Annotated in this window: 12 protein-coding genes and 1 riboswitch; of the genes, 7 read left to right on the forward strand and 5 right to left on the reverse strand. The window is 38.7% G+C overall.

What is annotated here, in order from left to right:
* Window positions 1-3: 3 nt before the first annotated feature.
* The 3 genes from BLR60_RS20430 (at window position 4) to purD (ending at window position 3,128) form a co-directional block, all read left to right on the forward strand.
* The gene (locus tag BLR60_RS20430; RefSeq protein ID WP_090503266.1) at window positions 4-765 is read left to right on the forward strand and encodes an enoyl-CoA hydratase/isomerase family protein; all 762 of its coding nucleotides are present in this window, start codon (window positions 4-6) and stop codon (window positions 763-765) included.
* A gap of 112 nt (window positions 766-877) precedes the next feature.
* Window positions 878-1,753 (forward strand): SDR family oxidoreductase, encoded by an 876-nt coding sequence (locus tag BLR60_RS20435; protein WP_090503268.1) that lies wholly within the window; start codon window positions 878-880, stop codon window positions 1,751-1,753.
* Window positions 1,754-1,856: 103 nt separating this feature from the next.
* On the forward strand, window positions 1,857-3,128 hold the full coding sequence (gene purD / locus BLR60_RS20440; protein WP_090503270.1) for a phosphoribosylamine--glycine ligase: 1,272 nt from the start codon (window positions 1,857-1,859) through the stop codon (window positions 3,126-3,128).
* Window positions 3,129-3,234: 106 nt separating this feature from the next.
* Here purD and BLR60_RS20445 read toward each other — a convergent pair whose 3' ends face one another.
* The 3 genes from BLR60_RS20445 to BLR60_RS20455 form a co-directional block, all read right to left on the reverse strand.
* Window positions 3,235-4,380 carry a TlpA disulfide reductase family protein gene (locus BLR60_RS20445; RefSeq protein WP_090503273.1) on the reverse strand — a complete coding sequence of 382 codons (1,146 nt, stop codon included), beginning with the start codon at window positions 4,378-4,380 and terminating at the stop codon, window positions 3,235-3,237.
* 94 nt (window positions 4,381-4,474) lie between these two features.
* Entirely contained in the window at window positions 4,475-5,635 is a 1,161-nt protein-coding gene (locus BLR60_RS20450; RefSeq protein WP_090503276.1) for an ATP-binding protein, read from the reverse strand.
* 181 nt (window positions 5,636-5,816) lie between these two features.
* Window positions 5,817-6,998: a formimidoylglutamase gene (locus BLR60_RS20455; RefSeq protein WP_090503278.1), complete on the reverse strand. Its 1,182-nt coding sequence runs from the start codon at window positions 6,996-6,998 to the stop codon at window positions 5,817-5,819.
* Window positions 6,999-7,069: 71 nt separating this feature from the next.
* Between BLR60_RS20455 and BLR60_RS20460 the strand changes: the two genes are divergently transcribed.
* A complete protein-coding gene (locus BLR60_RS20460) occupies window positions 7,070-8,032 on the forward strand; it encodes an NAD-dependent epimerase/dehydratase family protein (protein WP_090503281.1) in 963 nt (320 codons plus the stop codon).
* The gene (locus BLR60_RS20465; RefSeq protein ID WP_090503283.1) at window positions 8,032-9,333 is read left to right on the forward strand and encodes an HAD-IB family phosphatase; all 1,302 of its coding nucleotides are present in this window, start codon (window positions 8,032-8,034) and stop codon (window positions 9,331-9,333) included. The genes BLR60_RS20460 and BLR60_RS20465 overlap by 1 nt, the downstream gene beginning before the upstream one ends.
* A 450-nt stretch (window positions 9,334-9,783) precedes the next feature.
* Here the strand turns inward: BLR60_RS20465 and BLR60_RS20470 are convergent, their stop codons facing one another.
* Window positions 9,784-11,073 carry a voltage-gated chloride channel family protein gene (locus BLR60_RS20470; RefSeq protein ID WP_090503285.1) on the reverse strand — a complete coding sequence of 430 codons (1,290 nt, stop codon included), beginning with the start codon at window positions 11,071-11,073 and terminating at the stop codon, window positions 9,784-9,786.
* Window positions 11,074-11,092: 19 nt separating this feature from the next.
* A riboswitch (Fluoride riboswitch) is annotated at window positions 11,093-11,155 on the reverse strand.
* A 63-nt stretch (window positions 11,156-11,218) separates the two neighbouring features.
* Here BLR60_RS20470 and BLR60_RS20475 point away from each other — a divergent pair.
* Window positions 11,219-12,184, forward strand: coding sequence for a tryptophan 2,3-dioxygenase family protein (locus BLR60_RS20475; protein WP_090503288.1), 966 nt, complete (start codon window positions 11,219-11,221; stop codon window positions 12,182-12,184).
* Window positions 12,185-12,330: 146 nt separating this feature from the next.
* The gene (locus tag BLR60_RS20480; protein ID WP_090503410.1) at window positions 12,331-13,395 is read left to right on the forward strand and encodes a branched-chain amino acid aminotransferase; all 1,065 of its coding nucleotides are present in this window, start codon (window positions 12,331-12,333) and stop codon (window positions 13,393-13,395) included.
* A gap of 185 nt (window positions 13,396-13,580) precedes the next feature.
* Here the strand turns inward: BLR60_RS20480 and BLR60_RS20485 are convergent, their stop codons facing one another.
* Window positions 13,581-14,045 carry a DUF4920 domain-containing protein gene (locus BLR60_RS20485; RefSeq protein WP_090503291.1) on the reverse strand — a complete coding sequence of 155 codons (465 nt, stop codon included), beginning with the start codon at window positions 14,043-14,045 and terminating at the stop codon, window positions 13,581-13,583.
* Window positions 14,046-14,229: the final 184 nt, after the last annotated feature.

A 14,229-nucleotide genomic window follows, 5' to 3' on the forward strand; every position in this document is an offset into this window, starting at 1 on the left:
AATATGAATACAATAAAAGTAAGTGTTAAAGATCGCCTGGCAACCATCACATTAGATAGAGGTAAGTCGAATGCCTTAAACCGGGAGTTGATTACCGAGCTAAACGATATGCTTAAAAATATTACTGCCGATGATAACATTGGTGGTGTAATATTAACCGGAACAGCACCTTTCTTTTCTGCTGGATTGGATCTGGTAGAACTTTATAACTATAACGAGGAAGAAGCTAAATCTTTCTGGCAGTTGTTTTTAGATTTTACAGCCAATATGGTTTCGTTTAAAAAACCAATGGTTGCAGCAATTAGCGGACATAGCCCGGCAGGTGGCTGCGTAATGGCATTAGCCTGTGATTACCGGGTAATGGCAGAAGGGCAGTACATTATTGGCTTAAATGAGGTTCCGGTAGGTATTATCGTACCGAATAGTATTTTTCAGTTATATGCTTTTTGGATCGGTAAAGCCGAAGCCACCCGCAGTTTGCTCTCAGGCAAATTGTATAATCCTGAAGAGGCACTAAAAGTTGGCTTGGTAGATGAATTGGTTAAAAATGAGAGTTTATTAACAGCAGCCGAACGCAATATTAAAAAATATATGGAACTCGAAAGCAATACCTGGTCGGAAAGTAAAGTAAATATTCGCGAAGAGCTAATTGCTGCGGTGTCTGCCGACCAATCTGCTACTTTAGAAAAAATGTTGGCACAATGGTGGTCGCCTGCAACGCGCCATATTTTAAAAACCATTTTAGCTAACCTGCAGAGAAAATAAGTTTAGAGTTCGGAGCTGAGCTTTTGGAGTCGATACTCGGTTCAAATAACTTAGCAAATGCTACAGCCCAGTTAACCCGTTTAAACATTTAACCAATTAATCAATCGCCACTATGTTCAGTTATAACTCACCAATGCTCAGAGAAGATGCTTTAAAAGGAAAAACAATTGTAATTACAGGTGGAGGAACAGGACTTGGGAAAGCGATGGGTGTTTATTTTTTGAAGTTAGGCGCTAATTTAGTCATTACCAGTCGCAAGCAGGATGTATTACAAAAAACTGCCGATGAAATGGAAGAAAAAACAGGCGGCAAAGTGTTAGCGGTAGCCTGCGATGTACGGGAAATTGAACAGGTAGAAAACGTACTGGCGAAAACGTTAGCGCGCTTTGGCACTGTTGATGTATTATTGAACAATGCCGCAGGTAATTTTATCTCACCTACAGAACGATTATCAGCCAATGCCTTTTCGTCCATTATCGATATCGTTCTAAAAGGAACGGTTAACTGTACACTTACCTTTGGTAAACATTGGATTAAGGAAAAACAAGCTGCCACAGTTTTAAATATAGTTACCACTTATGCTTTTACAGGCTCGGCCTATGTTGTGCCCTCGGCCTGTGCAAAAGGTGGTGTGTTAGCATTAACAAGATCTTTGGCTGTAGAGTGGGGTAAATATGGTATTCGTACCAATGCAATTGCTCCTGGGCCATTTCCAACTAAAGGCGCATGGGAGCGTCTGTTACCTGGCGATTTAGCCAAAAAATTCGACTTTAAAAACCGTGTGCCGCTAAAAAGAGTGGGCGATCACCAGGAGCTGGCCAACTTAGCTGCATTTCTGGTGAGCGATTTTTCAGGTTATATTAATGGTGAAGTCATTACTATTGATGGTGGTGAGTGGTTGCAGGGTGCAGGCCAGATGAATGGTTTGGAAGCAATCCCGAATGAAATGTGGGATATGTTGGAGCAAATGACGCGAGGCGCGAAGTAAGTTAAAATATGAAATGGATAATGCGGACGGGGAATAGAGCGACTGATCAGTACATCATCCATAGTACCTTTTCCATCTTACATTTTTATTTATCTTTGCCGATATGAATATCTTACTTTTAGGTTCAGGCGGCAGAGAAAGCGCATTCGCTTGGAAAATGAGCCAGTCTTCGCACTGCGATAAACTAATTATTGCTCCAGGTAACGGTGGTACAGGGGCTTATGGTACAAATATCAACATCAATGTAAACGATTTTGATGCCATCAAAAAAGTAGTGCTTACTGAAAACATCGGACTTGTTGTTGTAGGCCCAGAAGAGCCCTTGGTAAATGGTATTCATGATTTTTTCCTTGCCGATCAGGCCATTGCTCATATTCCCGTTATCGGACCTAAAAAAGAAGGTGCTATTTTAGAAGGAAGTAAAGATTTTTCTAAACAGTTTATGGAGCGCCATGGTATTCCTACTGCCGCTTCAAAATCTTTCACAACAGAAACTTTGGAAGACGGCCTGGCTTATCTTCAAAACCATGCTTTACCCGTTGTTTTAAAGGCTGATGGTTTGGCAGCAGGTAAAGGGGTATTAATCTGTACTGAAACCATCGAAGCCCAGGAAGAATTAAAACAGATGCTTGGCGGTAAATTTGGTGCAGCCGGGGCAACGGTAGTAATTGAAGAGTTTTTAAGCGGTATAGAACTTTCGGTGTTTATTTTAACTGATGGTGAAAATTATATTACACTTCCTTCTGCTAAAGATTATAAACGGATTGGACAGGGCGATACTGGTCTGAATACCGGGGGTATGGGGTCGGTTTCTCCGGTTCCGTTTGCCACACCAGAATTTTTGGCTAAAGTAGAAGAGCGCATTATTAAACCAACGGTTGATGGGTTAAAGAAAGATCAGATCGATTATACTGGATTCATCTTTTTCGGACTGATTAAAGTAGGGGAAGAGCCGTTTGTAATCGAATACAATGCACGTATGGGCGATCCTGAAACAGAAAGTGTGATACCTAGAGTGGAAAACGACTTGGTAGAACTGTTTTTAGCTACTGCTAATAAACAATTAAACCAGGTTAATCTGGTTATTTCTGAACAAACAGCTGCTACTGTGATGATTGTTGCCGGTGGTTACCCGGGCGATTACCTGAAAGGTAAAGCCATTACCGGAATCGAAAACCTACGTCATTCTAATGCATTTCATGCTGGTACGTTGTTAGAAAATGATGTGGTGAAAACAAATGGAGGAAGGGTAATTGCCATTACCAGTTTACAAAAAGATTTGTTCACTGCTTTACAATCGGCAACTGCTGATGCTGGCAGAATTTATTTCGATGGTAAATATTTCAGAGAAGATATCGGGTTCGATTTGATTTAAGTTGAAAGATATATGGATAAATTTTAATCAAATTGACGTTAATATTTTGCTATTAAAGAGAAAGTCCCGGTTTTTAGCCGGGACTTTCTCTTTTAATGCGGATTTTTTATTTTGATTTACTCCCTAATAATTCTTGAAGTTTATCTTGTAAAGTTTGTTCTCTTAGGTCTTTAGCGACAATTTTGCCTGTTGGATCAATCAAGAAATTAGCTGGAATGGAGTGGATACCATACATTTGCGCAACCTCGTTATCCCAGAATTTTAGATCAGAAACATGTGTCCAGGTTAGTTTGTCATCAGCAATTGCTTTTAACCAGGCATCTTTTTTACCCGGACGGTCTAAAGAAACGCCTAAAACAGTAAAACCCTTATCTTTAAATTTGTTGTAAGCGGCTACCACATTTGGGTTTTCCTGGCGGCATGGGCCACACCACGAAGCCCAAAAATCTACCAGTACGTACTTTCCTTTAAAATCAGATAATTTAACGGGTTTGCCTTCCGGATCATTCTGTGTAAAATCCATAGCCATTACACCTACAGCGGTTTTTCTTCCTGCTTCAAATATCTGAGCAATTTTTTTGCCGGTGTAACTCACTTTAAGCTCAGGTGATAATGTTTCAAAAACTTTTTCTGCTGCGCTAGCCTGATCTGGATCTGAAGCCACCTGGCTTATAGAATTTAAGCTTATAAATGATTTTGGGTTGTTGCTGGCAAATTGCAGCAATAATGGAGACATTCCTGCAGCTTCTTTTTCATAACGGGCACCTAAAGCTTCCATAACAGCCTTATCTTGTTTTTGCTCCGGTGTATAACCTGCATATTCCGCATTAATTGCGGCAAGTTTATCTGCCACCGGTTTTGTTAATGCTTTTAATTTCTTTGCATCATCATTAACAGGAGAACCTGTAATTGTTGCGTTCTTTAAAGAATCTGCTGCAGCCAGTTTTATATTTCCCGGCTCTACATAAAGTGATAAGCCATCTAATTTTTCACCTTGTGCCGGACGGGTTACATAAGGATTTTTGTTTAAAAAAAGACCGCCTTGAGCAGGGCTTGCTAGCGTTCCCTTAAACGCAAAAGCACCCTTTGTTACCATGGCTGAATCGGTAATGCTTTTACCTTCTGTTTGATAAATCAGGTAAACTTTATCTCCGGTTTTTAGGCCCTTTATGTCGCCACTAACTGTAAATGGCTTCTGTGCTAATGCTGCAAGTGGCAATAAAGCCATTGCTGATAATAATATTTTTTTCATGAATTAGTTTAATCTTATTCAAATATAGAAATCTGTATCGCTAAAACGTAAATAGCTGTGTAAAATTATGATAGACTGTTTAATGGCTAAGTGTCTACTTTATCGATTGCCAGCTTAATACTTTATACTGGCTGCGTTTTTGGTTTTCTGACCCTCCATAAATTAATGTTTTTTCCACTTTTTTAGGGCTTGCAGTAACCTCGAATTTATTTATATTTTTAAAAAGATCAGGAGTAACGGTTTGCGTAGCCTTAATTTCAAATACACTAAAGCCCTCATCTGTTGGTTGAAGCAGATCTACTTCATTAGCATGGCTATCTTGCCAAAAGTAATATTCTTTATTTAAGTAGTTATGATAATTTTGTTTTTGGAATTCTGCAATTACCATGTTCTCAAAGATGTTTCCTTTTAGCCTATTTCTTAACAACGCTTCGCTGGTTTTAATTTTAAGTAAATGGCACAATAGCCCCGAATCGTAAAAATAAAGTTTTGGTGTTTTTATCAAACGTTTATTGAAGTTTTCGTGATATGGCTGTAGTAGGTATATAATGTAACTGCTTTCTAAAAGAGAAAGCCAGTTTTTTGCAGTTGGCTGTGAAATATTGCAGGCATTAGCTAGTGCACTTATATTAAGCAACTGACCGGCCTGGTTGGCACATAAACCGATAAAAGTTCTGAATGCGCGTAGATCTTTAATATTTAAAAGTTCGGTTACATCTTTTTCTACATAGGTTTGTATATAATTGGTGAAATATACATTGGGTTCTATGTCACGATCGTAAATGGCAGGATAGCAACCTTTAATACAGGCCCCTGCAAATGAATATTGAAGTAAGTCGTTTGCTTTAAGTTCAGATAGATCAAAAGGTAAAAGTTTAAATAATGCTACCCTACCTGCTAGACTTTGTGTGATGCCATGCATTAAATGGAAATTTTGTGAGCCCGATAAAATAAACTGCCCCATAATTTTAGATTCATCGACTATGCCTTGTAAGTAAGAAAAAAGTAATGGAACTCTTTGCACTTCGTCAAAAATCACCTTATCGTTATATTCACTTAAAAAGCCATTAGGGTCTTCTGTTGCAAACGCCCTAACGTCCGGGTTCTCAAGTGAAACATACCTATAATTACTAAATATATTCTTTAATAATGTCGTCTTTCCTGATTGTCTTGGACCGGTAAGTGCAATAATAGGAAATTTACTTTTTTGTTGATCAATATGTTTTCTTACATGTCTTTTAACTGATTGTTGCATAGCAAGTTATTTTGCTCAAAATTACGAAAAAAGAGAGTACATACAACAGATACTTTGAAATTACACGACTTTAATTTTGAAATTACACGGATTCCACTTTGAAATTACACGGATTCCACTTTGAAATTACACAGCTTTCACTTTGAAATTACACGGTTTTAACTTTGAAATTGTACAATGCCTAATTCAGCTTTTGATAGGTTCTCCACCATAAATCGGGCATTTCTCCATTTACTGCAATCTGGTAATCATCATATCGGCAGGGTACTAAATGATAACGCTCGTTTTTGGATTGGCCCGATGGATAAGGAACCTGCATCCACCAACGGTCTGATTTTTTACTTTTAACAAATGTCATTTCTCCCGAACCGTCTTTTAAACTGGTTCTATAGATGATATACTGCGATTTCGGTGTAAGCGGGAAATCCTTTTTACGGGCGTAATATCCATCTACAAAATACCATACCATTTGGGCAAGTAAGAAAGCCGTTTGTCCGTTATTGTCATAAGCCGGGTTAAATTCGTAAAAGCCTATTGAAGTTAACTTATCATTCATGCCCGCGTATCGGGCAATACGACAGGCTTCTTCGCCATCAAAACCGTTTGGAGTAGTATTGGCATTTGCTGCGGCATCAGCAGAGCGGATAGCGCCAATATCAAAGCTGATCATGTTGGCATTGCGGATTATCGGCTCTGTTAAAGTGATATCCTGGGCAAATTCACCCAAACGGTGCACATCAAAATATAATTTATCCATTACGCTCAAACTTTCTTGATTTACGAAATAAGTTTGATAACCAACATTGCTGAAATTGAACAGGTAGTTGGGTTGATGTAAGAAAATCTTATTCAGATAACAATCCGATCGGGTGGCAATTCCTTCATGGTCATCGTCGCCAATATCAAATTGATTATCAATGATCACCAGATCTACTTTTTGCTCCAAATCTTCATAACCCAGGTATTGGCCGTAGGTTAGATCTTGTCCGCCTCCAATAATAACTGGGATAATGTCTTTTTTAATGAGTTCCGAAACCACCATTTTGATGGCGATGTAAGTATCTGCAATGGTTGCACCATGTTTAATGTTGCCTAAATCTACAATCCTGCTGTTAAAAGAACCTTCATTCAGTTTGTAAAATTTCTCTCTGAAATAATCAGGGGCCAGGGCACAACCTTCGTTGTTAACCGCGCCTCTTCCATCAAGTACCCCAAAAATCGCCAGATCGTAGGTGTGTTCCTCAAAATCGGGAAACGATTCGGTATAAATCTGCGCTTTTAGCCCTAACTGACTTGTAAAAAAACCTTGTTTGGGCGTAAAACTATCTGGGTTTATTGGGGAAAAGAAATCCGTTAATGACATATATTTAAAACTCTCGGCTCAAATATCTATTTTTGAATGCGTATTTCCACATATAGCCCGAAAAAAATAAAATGATACTGGTAACCGGAGGAACTGGATTTTTAGGATCTGAATTAATTAAGCAGTTAACCGATAAGGGTTTAGCTGTTCGGGCGCTCAGGCGGGAAAAATCTAAAATTCCTGCTTTGATTGAAAATATTCCATTGATTGAATGGTTTGAAGCAGACATTAATGAACCTGCTGTTTTAGAAGATGCTTTTATCGGGATCACTAAAGTTTACCATTGTGCTGCATTTGTATCCTTTAACCCGAAAGATAAAAAACAGCTTTTTCATGTAAATATTGAAGGTACATCGAACATTGTTAACCTTTGTGCCGAAAATAATTGCAGGCTGTTGCACGTTAGTTCGGTTGCTGCCCTGGGCAATGCAAAAAAGGGTCATAAAATTACCGAAAAAGATTTTTGGGAATATGATGCAAAAGCACATGCTTACGGTTTATCTAAATACGAAGGAGAGATGGAGGTTTGGCGGGGTATTACTGAAGGATTAAATGCCATTATTGTTAATCCATCGGTAATTATTGGTAAAAATGCGGGTTTTGAAGGCAGTGGGGCAATTTTTAAATTAGTAAAAGGCGGTTTTCCATTTTATACTGATGGCGCTTCAGGTTTTGTGGATGTTGAAGATGTAGCCAAAGCGATGATCCTCTTAATGGATGCCGATGTTTCAGGAGAGCGGTATATCATTTCTGCTGATGATTATCACTATAAAGATTTGTTCAGCGAAATTGCTCAGGGTTTTGGTGTTAAAGCGCCAACAAAAGAAGCCAAACCATGGATGCTTGGAATAGCCTGGAGGGCGCTTAAATTTGCTTCTATATTTACCGGTAAACAGCCTTCCATCACTAAGGATGCTGCAAAGAGCAGTTTAACCTTAAGTTATTACAATAATGATAAAGTAAAAACAGCAACAGGCATTACCTTTAAGCCAGTTGCAGAAAGCATAAAAGAAATTACCCAACATTTAAAATAATGCCCAAACAGAAAGCCTATTACATCATTGATTTTGATAGTACCTTTACACAGGTAGAAGCCCTTGATGAACTTGCCCGGATTTCGCTAAAGAACCACCCAGATAAAGAAGCGATTTTCCAAAAAATTGAAGATTATACCAATTTTGCCATGGAAGGAAAACTTTCCTTCTCCGAAAGTTTAGCACAGCGTGTTAAACTGCTCGAAGCGAATGAAGATCATTTAAAACAGCTCATTAAACATCTAAAAAAGAAGGTATCTACATCTTTTTCACGTAATGCCGAATTTTTTAAGAAACATGCAGATGAAGTACTGATTGTTTCAGGCGGTTTTAAAGAATTTATTACCCCGGTTGTAAGCCAGTACCATATTAAAAAGGAAAATATTTACGCCAATACTTTTGTAACCACCGGCGATGGCAAAATTATAGATTATGATCATGCTAATCCTTTGAGTGAAGAGGGTGGTAAAGTAAAATTACTGCAGCATTTAAAATTAGAAGGCGAGTTATTTGGTATAGGTGATGGTTATTCCGATTTCCAACTGCGTGAAAGCGGAATCATTAATAAGTTTTTTGCATTTACGGAGAATATTGCCCGTGAAAGCATTGTTTCCAAAGCAGACCATGTAACACCAAGTTTCGACGAGTTTCTGTATGTAAATGATCTGCCACGAGCCATTTCCTATCCTAAAAATAGAATTCTTTGCCTGGTAATTGGGGATGTTGACCCTTTAGCGATTTCTATCCTTAAAAATGATGGCTTATCCATCAGGCATAAAGATTCATTTGAAGATAAATACATAAAAGACGTAGGGATTATTGTATTAGCCGATGGTGAAAAAATAAGCAAAGAACAGCTGAAAAATGCGGCTAAGCTAAAAACTATTGGCTATTTAGGGAATGCCAAAAATAAAATAGATCTTAATTTATGTACCACACAGGGCATTGTTGTTTTTGATGACCCCAAAAATAACCCGCGTAATATTAGTTTTATCCCGAAAAGGGTGGCTGATTTTATGAATACTGGTGCAACCTATTTAAGTGCCAATTTCCCAAATCTGCAATTGCCAAAAATTGATAAATCGCACCGTTTAATTCATATTCATAAAAACGTTCCGGGTATTATGGCAAAAATCAATACAGTTTTTGCTAAACACGATATCAATATTGTAAGTCAGTTTCTAATGACCAACCCAGAAATTGGCTATGCCATTACGGATATCAATGCACAGTACGATAAACAGTTGTTTAAATCGCTTAAAAAGATCGAGCAAACGATAAAGTTTAGGGTTTTGTACTAGACGTAAAATGTAAAAGGGATGATGGGATACCTAAATATCGTCATTTCGAGCGGAATGGAACGAAGTCGAGAAATCTGATTTGTAGATTTCTCTCATGAACATTCAGACTGCCCTTAGTCTCAAAGAATTTCATATAGCATGCTGCCATTCTGAGGGATAATTAAATTGTTTAAAAATCAAGATGATTGACAGATAAAATAAATTAGGTAATATCCCTCGAGAAATCGTCATTCCCAACTTGATTGGGAATCTTAAAACGTTGCATTAAGATTCCCGCATGCGCGAGAATGACGACCGAACTAGTGGATTCTGTCCATGGTAGTGCAACTAAGAATTTCTGCGTTTCTTCTATGAGCCTTCATAAAGCATCTTACTTTAGTACTATATGAGTAACAGATTCTTCACTGCGTTCAGAATGGCAAAGATGCCACCCTAGCCCCACACTCTTCGCTATGTCAAAAACTGATGCCTCTTCAACAACAAATGCTTAGGTGCACCGATAGCCTGCGATTTATAAATCCCCGTATGACCAGAAAATAAGTACGCCGTAACGCAAGCCAGGGCAATATAAATTCCCGATGACGCACCAAATAACTCTATTCCCATAAAAATACAGGCCAAAGGGGTATTCGCTGCCCCAGCAAAAACTGCCACGAAACCCATGCCCGCCAACAGGCTAAGCGGTAAGGGAATAAAAAAACTCAAAAAACTACCTAGTGTGGCCCCTATAAAAAAAAGCGGCGTAACCTCACCGCCCTTAAACCCTGCACTCAGGGTCAAGGCAGTTAAAACTAATTTAATTGCAAATGTATAATAGGCTTCTTGTTTGATAAAGGCTTCCGAAATAACCGGAATCCCCAAACCTATGTATCGCGTATTTCCCATCAGATAAATAATCGAGACCAAAATTACTCCGCCAATAAGCGGTCGTAGTGGTGGGTATTTAATTTTGGCAAAAAGGCCGGATAACGCGTGATTTAAGGTAGAAAAACTTCTGGCGGTAAGGCCAAACAATATCCCCGCACCTACAGATAACAATAGGTTTATCGAATCTATTTCTGGTACGGCAGCTATCGAATAATGGGTGTGCCCAACGCCCCAGGCCTTGCAGGCATAATCGGCAATTATTGCCGTAATAAATGATGGAAGAATTGAACTGTAAGTTAAACTTCCAATCACAAAAACCTCCAATCCAAATACGGCGCCTGCCAAAGGTGTGCCAAATACAGAGGCAAAACCGGCACTAATCCCGCAGATGAGGATCACTTTGCGGTCTCTGGCTTTAAGTTTGAACAGTTTTGTAAACTGGTCAGCAAATGCTCCCCCTATTTGTACAGCTGTGCCCTCTCTGCCAGCCGATCCGCCAAATAAATGGGTAATAATCGTACCCGCAAAAATGAGTGGAGCCATAATCAGCGGAATTACATTTTTGGGCGATTGTAATTCCTCGATCAAAAGGTTGTTTCCTTTAACTACCTTTGCACCCCAATAATGGTAGGCTAAACCAATAATGATACCTGCAATGGGCAAAAAGGCAATCATCCAAAGGTGTTGTTCACGATAATTTGTTGCCCAGTTTAGGGTATCTAAAAACAGGGCAGAGGCAGAGCCAATAATTCCACCCAATATTGCAGAAATGAACAGCCACTTACCAGTACTCATTAAGAGTAATCCGAAGTCGAGTTTAATAAAGTGTTTGATAGACAGAAGAAATCCTTCTGTTAATTTTTTAACAGGCATTTGAATTCAATTTTAGATAAAAATCGTAGGAGTCATCAGCCTGTTTGGGCGGTTTCGGCGGTACCCCATCGCCATGTTTCAAATGTATAAAATTTAGTTATTTGTTGCAAAATCTTTATCACCTTTGTGCAACTAACTTTAAACCATGGATTTTACACCCGAAATAAAAGACAAACTACACCAGTTGCAGGAAAAGTATACGGCAATGGGGCAGGATATGGCATCATACCTTGACGGGCTTTTGTATGCTGATTTCCTGACCTATTGGGATTACATCCATTTAGATACTTTGCTAAGCCTGCAGAGCCCTAAAACACCAATCCCTGATGAAGAGATTTTCATCATGTACCACCAGATTACCGAACTTTATTTTAAGCTTGCATTGCACGAATGCAGGCAGATTGCGGAGCATGAAAATTTAACTGTCGAATTCTTTACTGCCAGGGTTAAACGGATCAATGCTTATTTCAACGCCTTAACCTCTTCTTTTGAGGTGATGGTTGATGGTATGGAGAAAGAACAATTCCTGAAATTCCGTATGTCGTTACTGCCTGCGAGTGGATTTCAATCGGGCCAGTACCGGATGATCGAGATCTGTGCTACAGATTTTATCCGATTGGTAGACAAATCCAAACGTGAGGAGCTAAGGAATGCAACCATAGATGAACAATTCGAAAACATTTATTGGAAATTCGGTGCAACCGAGCTGGCTTCAGGTAAGCAAACTTTAACATTAAAGCAATTTATCAATAAATATGCAGCGCAGTTTTTACAATTGGCTAAAAACCGCACTTCAACTAATTTTACAGCGCTTTACCATAAATTGCAAGCCAATGGAGCTGATGTTTCTGCCCTTGCTGATGAATTACGTAAACTTGATCTGTATGTTAACGTAGAATGGCCTTTATCGCATTATAAATCGGCTGTACGTTATCTGGAGAAAGATCCGGTTGATATTGCGGCAACAGGTGGAACCAACTGGCAAAAGTACCTGCCTCCGCGTTTTCAGAAACGAATCTTTTATCCATTTTTATGGACAGATGAGCAGATGGAAGAATGGGGTAAAGGGTGGGTGCTTAGTGTACTTAAAACACTCAAAAACAAAGATTAATATTGCAAAAAGCTATTAAAAAAGCCTGTTTTTTCGTAATTTGCGCAAAATAATTAATGATTGAATTGGAGATTGACAGCATGAATGAATGGCATGATGCAATATCATTCACTCACTCAAAAATCACTCATTCAAAATTCAATATTATGACCGAGACATTAGATATAAAAATCACCAAAACAGATCAAACACGATTAACGGTTACTGATTTTTCCCAATTACCTTTCGGAAAGGTTTTTACCGATCACATGTTTACTGCTGATTACGAAGATGGCGAATGGAAAAATTTACAGATTCTCCCTTATGGCCCTATTCCAATAAGTCCTGCAATTTCTGCACTTCATTACGGACAGGCAATTTTTGAAGGATTAAAAGCTTATCGTCAACCTGGCGGAAAGATCAGTGTATTCCGTGCAGATAAAAACTTTGAACGTTTTAACAAATCAGCAGCCAGGATGTCGATGCCGGGTGTTCCTGAAGAAATTTTTATGCAGGGTTTGGCTGCGCTGATCAATGTTGATGAAAAGTGGGTGCCGGATCAGGAAGATTATGCTTTATATATCCGTCCGGTAATGTTTGCAATGGATCCTTATTTGGGGGTTAAAGCATCAGATACCTATAAATTTGTGTTGTTAACTACACCAACAGGTCCATATTACAGCAGTGCATTAAAAGTTAAAATCGAAACTGAATTTACACGTGCAGATGAAGGCGGTGTGGGCTTTGCCAAAACAGCTGGAAATTATGCGCGTTCGTTATACCCTTTCGAGCAAGCTAAAAAAGAAGGTTACGATCAATTGATCTGGACCGATTCGGTAACCCATGAATTTATTGAAGAAGCTGGAACAGCTAACTTGCTTTTTGTAATTAGTGGTAAACTGGTAACACCATCAGTACGCAGTACTGTTTTAGACGGTGTAACACGTGATACAATCATAAAACTGGCTAAAGAGGCTGGAGTAGAAGTTGAAGAACGCAGAGTTTCTGTTCAAGAAGTAATTGAAGGGATAGAAAACGGAAGTTTAACAGAAGCTTTTGCTGCCGGAACTGCAGCTACGGTAACACACGTGGGCGAAATGGGGTATAATGGTCAGATCTATAAACTGACTGATCCATCAACAAGACATATTTCTAATGGTATAGCTAAAAAACTAAACGATATCCGTTACGGTTTAGCGCCTGATGAATTTGGCTGGAACTGGGTTTTATAGCCCGAAAGAAATAAAAGATAAACCCCGATACTGAATCTGCATCGGGGTTTATTTTTTGTTTCATTTTCCAGTTCCGTCATGCTGAATTTATTTCAGCATCTTTAATACCCTGACATAAATTATCTTCGGTGCGCTCGCTAGGGCTCGGTTCAGGATGACGAATATTACGATGTTTATTCTGGGATTTACTTATCCAAAATCACTACACCTTTAGCTTCAAAAGCCAGTTCCTTTTTAGGGTCAGTAATTTTAGCAACTTCGTCAGGAGATTTTTTAGCGTCTTCAGCATAATGGCGTAAAGTTTCTACAGAAATGGTCTGTTTCTTCGCTAAGCCATCCAAAACCACTTTTTTGCCTACAATATCCATTGGCATAAAGAAAGCGTAATCTTTAAAAGTTACCCGCATAGGATCACCATTTGGCATTTCTAATGTCATCCAGCAGCCTTTTTTCTTACACACATCTACAACTTTGCCTTCAATTTTCATGTCAACTGTTTTTTTGTCGCCCATGGCAGCTTCCATCTTAGCAGCGGGTTTTACATCACCTGGTTGAACTTCTTCTCCAAATTTTTGGCCACTATATGCCGCTTGAGCAAATGAAAGTGCTGTAAATAGGCAAAAACTTAAGCTTAGAATAATCTTTTTCATGATTTTATAACTGATTTGGTTATGGTCTGATCAAATTTATCTAAATTTTTTCTAAATATGGAAAATAAAAAAAAGCCCCGCTAACATCCGTTAGCGAGGAAAATCATCCCTAATATTATGTAAATCAAATGCTATGATTTACTTATCTTATTTTTTTAGGCAAACGTAAAACCAAAACTTTAGT

The sequence above is a fragment of the Pedobacter terrae genome (assembly GCF_900100705.1).
Taxonomy (GTDB): domain Bacteria; phylum Bacteroidota; class Bacteroidia; order Sphingobacteriales; family Sphingobacteriaceae; genus Pedobacter; species Pedobacter terrae.